Annotated in this window: 8 protein-coding genes; 2 read left to right on the top strand and 6 right to left on the bottom strand. The window is 70.7% G+C overall.

What is annotated here, in order from left to right:
* Positions 1–97 precede the first annotated feature (97 nt).
* Positions 98–1627, top strand: coding sequence for an apolipoprotein N-acyltransferase (gene lnt, locus ESO86_RS08765; RefSeq protein WP_340638843.1), 1530 nt, complete (start codon positions 98–100; stop codon positions 1625–1627).
* Here lnt and ESO86_RS08760 read toward each other — a convergent pair.
* From ESO86_RS08760 to ESO86_RS08745, 4 genes are all read right to left on the bottom strand, one after another.
* Positions 1624–1989: an RNA polymerase-binding protein RbpA gene (locus tag ESO86_RS08760; protein ID WP_129234554.1), complete on the bottom strand. Its 366-nt coding sequence runs from the start codon at positions 1987–1989 to the stop codon at positions 1624–1626. The genes lnt and ESO86_RS08760 overlap by 4 nt on opposite strands.
* An 86-nt stretch (positions 1990–2075) precedes the next feature.
* Positions 2076–2828 (bottom strand): glycerophosphodiester phosphodiesterase family protein, encoded by a 753-nt coding sequence (locus tag ESO86_RS08755; RefSeq protein ID WP_340638842.1) that lies wholly within the window; start codon positions 2826–2828, stop codon positions 2076–2078.
* Between the two features lie 5 nt (positions 2829–2833).
* The gene (locus tag ESO86_RS08750) at positions 2834–3790 is read right to left on the bottom strand and encodes an SPFH domain-containing protein (RefSeq protein WP_129234552.1); all 957 of its coding nucleotides are present in this window, start codon (positions 3788–3790) and stop codon (positions 2834–2836) included.
* Positions 3787–4260, bottom strand: coding sequence for an NfeD family protein (locus ESO86_RS08745; RefSeq protein WP_129234551.1), 474 nt, complete (start codon positions 4258–4260; stop codon positions 3787–3789). Before ESO86_RS08745 ends, ESO86_RS08750 begins: the two co-directional genes overlap by 4 nt.
* A gap of 123 nt (positions 4261–4383) precedes the next feature.
* Here ESO86_RS08745 and ESO86_RS08740 point away from each other — a divergent pair, with 123 nt between their 5' ends.
* On the top strand, positions 4384–5151 hold the full coding sequence (locus ESO86_RS08740) for an SDR family oxidoreductase (protein WP_129234550.1): 768 nt from the start codon (positions 4384–4386) through the stop codon (positions 5149–5151).
* A 90-nt stretch (positions 5152–5241) separates the two neighbouring features.
* Here the strand turns inward: ESO86_RS08740 and ESO86_RS08735 are convergent, their stop codons facing one another.
* Both ESO86_RS08735 and ESO86_RS08730 read right to left on the bottom strand, forming a co-directional pair.
* Positions 5242–5850, bottom strand: coding sequence for an HdeD family acid-resistance protein (locus tag ESO86_RS08735; protein ID WP_129234549.1), 609 nt, complete (start codon positions 5848–5850; stop codon positions 5242–5244).
* Between the two features lie 123 nt (positions 5851–5973).
* A partial coding sequence (locus ESO86_RS08730; protein ID WP_340638841.1) for a 1-acyl-sn-glycerol-3-phosphate acyltransferase occupies positions 5974–7061 on the bottom strand: 1088 nt, incomplete at its 5' end.

Below are 7061 nucleotides of genomic sequence, written 5' to 3'. Positions count from 1 at the left end.
CGCGACGGTCGCGCCGGATGGGGTCCGCGGTGCGGACGCCGCAGCCGGCGCCGATCGCGGCCCGCGCCCGATCCTGCCCCTGTGGGCCGCCCTCATCGTGTCCGCGCTCGGCGGGTTCGTCTACGACCTCGGCTTCCCGGGCGCGAGCGTCTGGCCGCTCGCCTTCGTCGGGATCGCGATGGCGCTCGTCCCGCTCGTCGGGCGTTCGCTGCTCTCGTCGTTCCATGTCGGTCTCGCCTTCGGCCTCGCGTTCTACCTCTCGCACGTCTCCTGGACCTCGCTCTACCTCGGTCCGATCCCGTGGCTGGCGCTGTCGATCCTCGAATCGCTCTTCGTGGCCGGCGGGGCGGTGCTCATCACGCTCGCCTACCGCTGGGTGCCCCTCGCGGGCCGATCTCGCTGGCTTCGGCTCATCGCGCTCCCGGCGCTCGTGGCCGGCCTCTGGATCCTCCGGGAGACCGTGACGGGCACCTTCCCGTACAGCGGCTTCCCGTGGGGCCGGGCCGCGCTCAGCCAGTCCGAGAGTCCCTTCGCACCCGTCGTCTCCTGGATCGGATCCTCCGGCCTGGGATTCGTGATGGTCGCGCTGACGGCCGGCGTCATCGAGTGGGTGCGCGCGCGCGGATGGCGCGACCTCCGCACGGCCATCCCCGTGGTCGTGGTGCTCGCCATCGCCGTCGCGATCCCGGCGTTCCCGACGACGCCGACCGGCGACCTCCGCGTCGCGAGCGTCCAGGGCAACGGACCGGCGGGCTACTTCGACCCGCGCGAGCAGGGCGACGTGCTCCGCTCGCAGCTCGACGCGACCGAGGCGGTGCTCGGCGACGACGTCGACGTGCTGCTCTGGCCGGAGGGCGGATCCGACATCGACCCGACGCGGAGCCCGTCCGTCGCGCGCATCTTCGATGGGCTGTCCGAGGAGCTCGACGCTCCCGTCATCCTGAACACGGTCACCGTCGAGGGCGAGGAGGGCGACGAGCGCTTCTACAACACCTCGCTGCTCTGGGAAGCGGGGGAGGGTGCCGTCGACCGGTTCGCCAAGCGCAACCCGGTGCCCTTCGGCGAGTACATCCCCGACCGGTGGTTCTACGACGCGCTGGTCCCCGAGCTCACCGGCCTCATCCAGCGCGGGTACTCACCGGGAACCGAACCGCCGGTCTTCGACCTCGACGACACCGTCACCGGCCTGGCCATCTGCTTCGACGTCATCTACGACGAGCTGATCTGGGAGGGTGCGCGTGACGGCGCGGAGCTCTACATGCTCCAGACGAACAACGCCGACTTCCGCGGGACCGACGAGAACCAGCAGCAGCTCGCGATCGCGCGCCTGCGGGCGATCGAGACCGGCCGCTCGGTCGTGAACATCTCCACGGTGGGCACCAGCCAGGTGATCGACCCGGCCGGACGCACCATCGACGCCCTGCCCGCATACGAGGCCGGCGCGATGGTGACCGACGTCGAACTCCGGACCGGGCTCACGCCGTCGGTCGTGCTCGGCGGGGTCGTCCCGCTCCTGCTCGCACTCGGCTCGCTCGCGGGCCTCGCGTGGGCCGGGGTCGCGGCGCAGCGAAACGCCCGGCGCCGGACGAGGTCCGATGCCGGGCGTGCGGGTGCGCTGGACGCCTAGGCGCCGATCTTCTGCTGGCCGCGACGGGCCCGCAGGTACTGCAGTCGCTCCTCGAGGATCTCCTCGAGCTCGGCACGCGTGCGGCGCTCGAGCAGCATGTCCCAGTGCGTCCGGGCGACCTTCTCGCCCGAGCGGTCGATCTCGACGGGCTTGGAGTCGACGAGGAGCACGGCGGAGTTGCCGCAGTGACGGCACTCCCACTCCTCGGGAAGCTCGGCCTCGGTCGAGAAGGTCATCACGGTGTCACGACCGCACGTCTCGCAGCGGTACGTGTAGTCGGCTCGGTCGGCGAAGATCACGCCGTCCTCGCTCTGCAGGCTCTGGGCACCGATACGCATGCCTCGAAGGCTCCGGTCCGCCATGGCGTACTCCTCTCGATCGTCAATCAGGTATAGACGATCAAGCTGGGCATCTTCTTCCCGCAGGCTGAGGTTTTGCCGGGGAACGCTCAGATTCCCGAGACGACGCGCAGCGCGAGATCGGCTCGATCGGTCACGAGCCCGTCGACCCCGAGGTCGAGCAGGCGTCGCATGTCGCCCTCGTCGTTCACGGTCCACACGTGCACCTCGAGGCCGGCGGCGTGCGCCGTCTCGATGAGCGCGGGGGAGAGGATCCGGAGCCGCCCGACGCGCTCGGGGATCTGCAGGGCGCGAGCACCCGCGACGCCGCGACGCATCGCGCCCGAACTGCGCGTGCGGGATGCCGCGACCGCGCGGAGCACGGACGTGCGACCGGCCGAGGTGACCGATCCGGGAACCGCGTCGGCGAGCCGACGCCGCCGCGCGTCGGAGAATGCGGTGAGCAGGACCCGATCGGCGGCCCCGGCACGACGGACCGCATCGACCGTCGGCGCGACCGCGGCATCCGTCTTCACGTCGACGTTGAGCCGCACCTCGGGGAACGCGTGCAGCAGCTCGTCGAGCGTGGCGAATCCGTGCCCGCCGCCGAGGTCGACTCCTCGGAGTGCGTCGAGCGAGAGGTCGGACACCGACTCGGGGCGACCGGCGACACGTCGCAGCGTGGGGTCGTGCGCCAGCACGGCCGCACCATCGGCGCTCGGGTGGATGTCGGTCTCGAGGTACTGCGCGCCGGCCCGCACCGCGGCCTCGAACGCGGCGAGGGTGTTCTCGGGGGCCTCGAGCGCGAGCCCGCGGTGCGCGAGGACGCGCGGTGCGGGCGGCTCGAACCAGCCGCCGGCCACGCGGGTCAGCCGGGGAAGCTCGGGCCCGACGTCCCACGGGGCGCATCGGGACCAGTGCTGCCGGTCGCATCGGCGGCGCCGTTCGGCGTGAACGCGTGCCCGATGCCCTTCAGCGCCTCGGTGAGCTCGCTCGGGATGATCCAGAGCTTGTTCGACGCGCCCTCCGCGAGCTGCGGGAGCATCTGGAGGTACTGGTAGCCCAGCAGCTTGGGGTCGGGATCGCCCTTGTGGATGGCGTCGAACACCGTGAGGATCGCCTCCGCCTCGCCCTGCGCTCGGAGGACCGCGGCCTTCGCATCACCCTCGGCCTTCAGGATGGCCGCCTGCCGGGAACCCTCGGCCTCGAGGATCGCGGACTGCTTGGTGCCCTCGGCGGTGAGGATCGCGGCGCGACGATCGCGCTCGGCGCGCATCTGCTTCTCCATCGAGTCCTGGATCGAGAGGGGCGGGTCGATCGCCTTCAGCTCGACGCGGGACACGCGGATGCCCCACTTGCCCGTCGCCTCGTCGAGCACGATGCGGAGCTGGCCGTTGATGTTGTCGCGGCTCGTGAGCGCCTCTTCGAGGTTCAGTCCGCCGACGACGTTTCGCAGGGTGGTCGTCGTCAGCTGCTCGACGGCGCCGAGGTAGTTGTTGATCTCGTAGGTCGCCGCGCGCGCATCGGTCACCTGGAAGTAGACGACGGTGTCGATCGAGACGACGAGATTGTCCTCGGTGATCACCGGCTGCGGCGGGAAGGAGACGACCTGCTCGCGCATGTCGACGAGCGGGAGCAGTCGGTCGATGAACGGGATGAGGATGTTGAGGCCGGGCGTGAGCGTCTTGTGGTACCTGCCGAGCCGCTCGACGACTCCCGCGTACGCCTGCGGGATGATGCGGATCGACTTCGCGATCACCACGATCGCGAAGATCGCGATCGCGACGACGACGATCAGGGCGATGATGGGTCCGACGTCGTTCACGCCTGGGTGCTCCTCTCCATGGGGACGACGACCGCCGTCGCCCCGTCGATGCCCGTGACGAGCACGTGCTCGCCCACGGCGACATCCGCCTGCTCGGTCACCGGTGAGAGCCGGGCCGTCCAGACGTCCCCGTTCTCGAGGCGGACCTGGCCGCCCGCGGGCCCGACCGTGCGCACCACGGTGCCGGAGGCGCCGATCAGCGCGTCGACGTTGCTCCTCGCCGGGTCGGCGCCTCGGCGGAGCATCCGCAGCAGTGGTGGCCGGAGCGTCAGGATGAGTGCGACGGCGACGACCGCCGCCACGATGAACTGCGCCCACCAGGGGATGCCGGTGAGGCCCGAGAGCAGGCCGGCGACGCTTCCGAGGGCGAGCATCAGGAAGGTCATCTCGAGGGTGAAGACCTCGATCGTGGCGAACACGAGGATCAGGACCAGCCAGGCGATCCACGCGTACTGAGTCAGAACATCCAAGTCGCTCTCCTTAGGCCCCCGTCTGTCAACCTAGCAGCGCATGAGGGGGCGATGGGGGAGTTGGTAGTCTCGGTGCGGCGCGCAGCGCGCCCGCGACATCCGCACCACTCGAGGAGCCCCAACGTGACCAACCCGCTCGCCCCCGGATCGCTCGACGGCCGCGTCGCCCTCGTCACGGGCTCGTCCCGCGGCATCGGCGCGGACACCGCACGCTACCTCGCCGAGGCCGGCGCGGCGGTCGTCATCAACTACCGCAGCAAGGCTCCGCGCGCCGAGAAGATCGTGAACGAGATCACGGCGGCAGGCGGCCGTGCGATCGCCGTCGGCGCCGACCTGACGGATGCGGCGTCGGTGCAGGCCATGTTCGAGCGCGCCGTCGCCGAGCTCGGCCCCGTCGACCTGCTCGTGCTCAACGCCTCGGGCGGCATGGAGAGCGGCATGGGCGAGGACTACGCGATGCGGCTCAACCGCGACGCGCAGGTGAACGTCGTCGACAACGCGCTCCCGCACCTCGCGGAGGGCGCCCGGATCGTGTTCGTGACGAGCCACCAGGCGCACTTCATCCGCACGACGCCGACGATGCCGGAGTACGAGCCCGTCGCCCTCTCCAAGCGCGCCGGCGAGGACGCCCTGCGGGCGAAGCTGCCGGAGTTCGACGAGCGGGGCGTCGAGTTCGTGGTCGTGTCCGGCGACATGATCGAGGGCACGATCACCGCCACGCTGCTCGAGCGTGCGAACCCGGGCGCCATCGCCGCCCGCAAGGAGGACGCGGGCAAGCTGTACAACGTCGCCGAGTTCGCCGCCGAGGTCGCCTCGGCCGCGGTCGAGCCGATCCCGGCCGAGCACACCCGCTACGTGGGGGACGTCTCGGGGTTCGCGCCCGAGGGCTGATCCGGCGCACTCGGCGCAGGCACGCCGCACGACGAGGGCGGGACCGGTCTGGCCGGTCCCGCCCTCGCGGCGTCTGATCGGATCAGCCCGTCACGACGACAGCTGCATTCCGCGCCCGAACGTGAACGCGCGCACGATCTGCACGATGCCGAGGATGATGAGCGCGATGCCCGTCACGACGAACAGCACGACCACGCCCCAGAGCGGCGAGAAGAGGAGCACGATCCCCGCGACGATGCTCAGGAGCCCGAAGAAGATGCTCCAGCCCTTCGATGACGAGCTGCCGGACTGTGCGAGCGCGACCACGCCCTCGATGATCCAGAGGATGCCGACGAGGATGCCGACGAAGATGCCGATGACGACGGCGCTCTCGGTCGGGTTGGCGAACATGACGATCGCGCCGAACAGGAACAGGACGCCGAGGATGATGTCCAGGGCCCTGGCGCCGCCCGAGATCGACCTCGAGAAGATGCCGATGCCGACGTATGCGAGCCCCGCGATCAGGAAGTAGATCGCGAGCATCACCGTCAGGACGACGGCCGAGTCCTTCGGCCAGAACGTGATGAAGACGCCCATGATCAGTGCGATGACCCCCGTCACGCCGAGGGCGATGCGGATCGAGTTCACCGCCGACTTCGTGAGTTCGGCCGAATCGAACGCGAACGCCGCGAACATGCTGTTGGACTGCGGGGAGGACATTGCGACTCCTTCCGGCGCGCCCCTACTGGCGCGCTCGCGTTCAGGCTATTCCCAGCGGCGTGCTCGGCGGTGGAGCCGTTGGTCCCGAGCGGCGGCGTGTCGCGCCGAAGGCCCACCCGGCGTTCAGGACCGACGCGCCTCGATCCACCCGTCGATGCGCTCCCACTGGTCCATGAGCCAGTCCGTCCGCGCATCGTGGTCGTCGGGGATGTCGGCGCGCGGGACGTTCCAGACCTGCATCGTGATCGTCTTGTCGGTCGGCAGTTCGCGCCAGACGTCGGCGACCGTCCTGATGCGGTCGAGGCCGGTGTGCGCGACGAGGAACACGTCGGCGTGCGGCGCCGCGTCGAGCGCGGCGAACAGCCCCGCCGGCCGCGGCGCCATGACGTTCATGAGTCGGGCGGCGCGCTCGGCCGTCGACGTGAGACCGGCCGCCCGCAAGCGGTCGATGGCCCGCGCGCGGCGCTCCGGCGTGAAGTTGCCGCCCTCGGGGAAGATCACGAGGGCGTCGCGCTCCTCCATGTCGTTCGCGAGCTCGCCGATGCGCTCCGTCAGCGGGACGGCCGGCGTGGAGCGTGGTCCCGGCCGGCCCGCCCTGCCCACCTCGCCGGCGACGGGCGGCGGCGCGATGAAGCGGTTCGGCAGGCGGTTGAGGACCACGTCGACGGCCGGATCCCACTGCATGGTGTCCTTCAGCACGATGCGCGGAGACCGGTCGAACCAGTTGAGGACGGCGTGGATGAGGATGAACGAATCGCCGGGCCCCGCATGGCGGCTCGCGATGACCCTCGGCTGGTCGTCGTCGTGGAACCCCTCGGGCACGCGCACGTCGATGTCGAGGCGGAGCACCCAGTGCGCATTCCAGAACAGCACGCCGAGCATGCGCGCGACGAACCGGTAGTGCGCGTGCTGGAAGCCGTGCGAGTGGATGCGCCACCCGAACCCGGAGGCGATCCAGAGCGCGAACAGCACGACGATCGCCGCGGCATCCCACAGCAGGTAGATCGCGACCATGAGGAGCAGCCGCGGGGTCCGCAGCCTCGGCTCCAGGAAGATCGACGCGATCAGCGCGATCGTCAGCCACGCCGGCAGGAGGGCGACCACGGCGAGGGCCAGCACGATCACGAGCGGCGCGAGGATGCCGCGGCGCACCCACTTCGGCGGCAGGCGCATCAGTCCGCGGCCCGGTCCGCCGCGCCGCCGCCGCGCTC

It is taken from the genome of Agromyces binzhouensis, assembly GCF_004135055.1.
In the GTDB taxonomy this organism is placed as follows: Bacteria; Actinomycetota; Actinomycetes; order Actinomycetales; family Microbacteriaceae; genus Agromyces; species Agromyces binzhouensis.
Note: the sequence above shows the minus strand (reverse complement) of the source record. Positions and strands in the feature narration are given on the sequence as shown.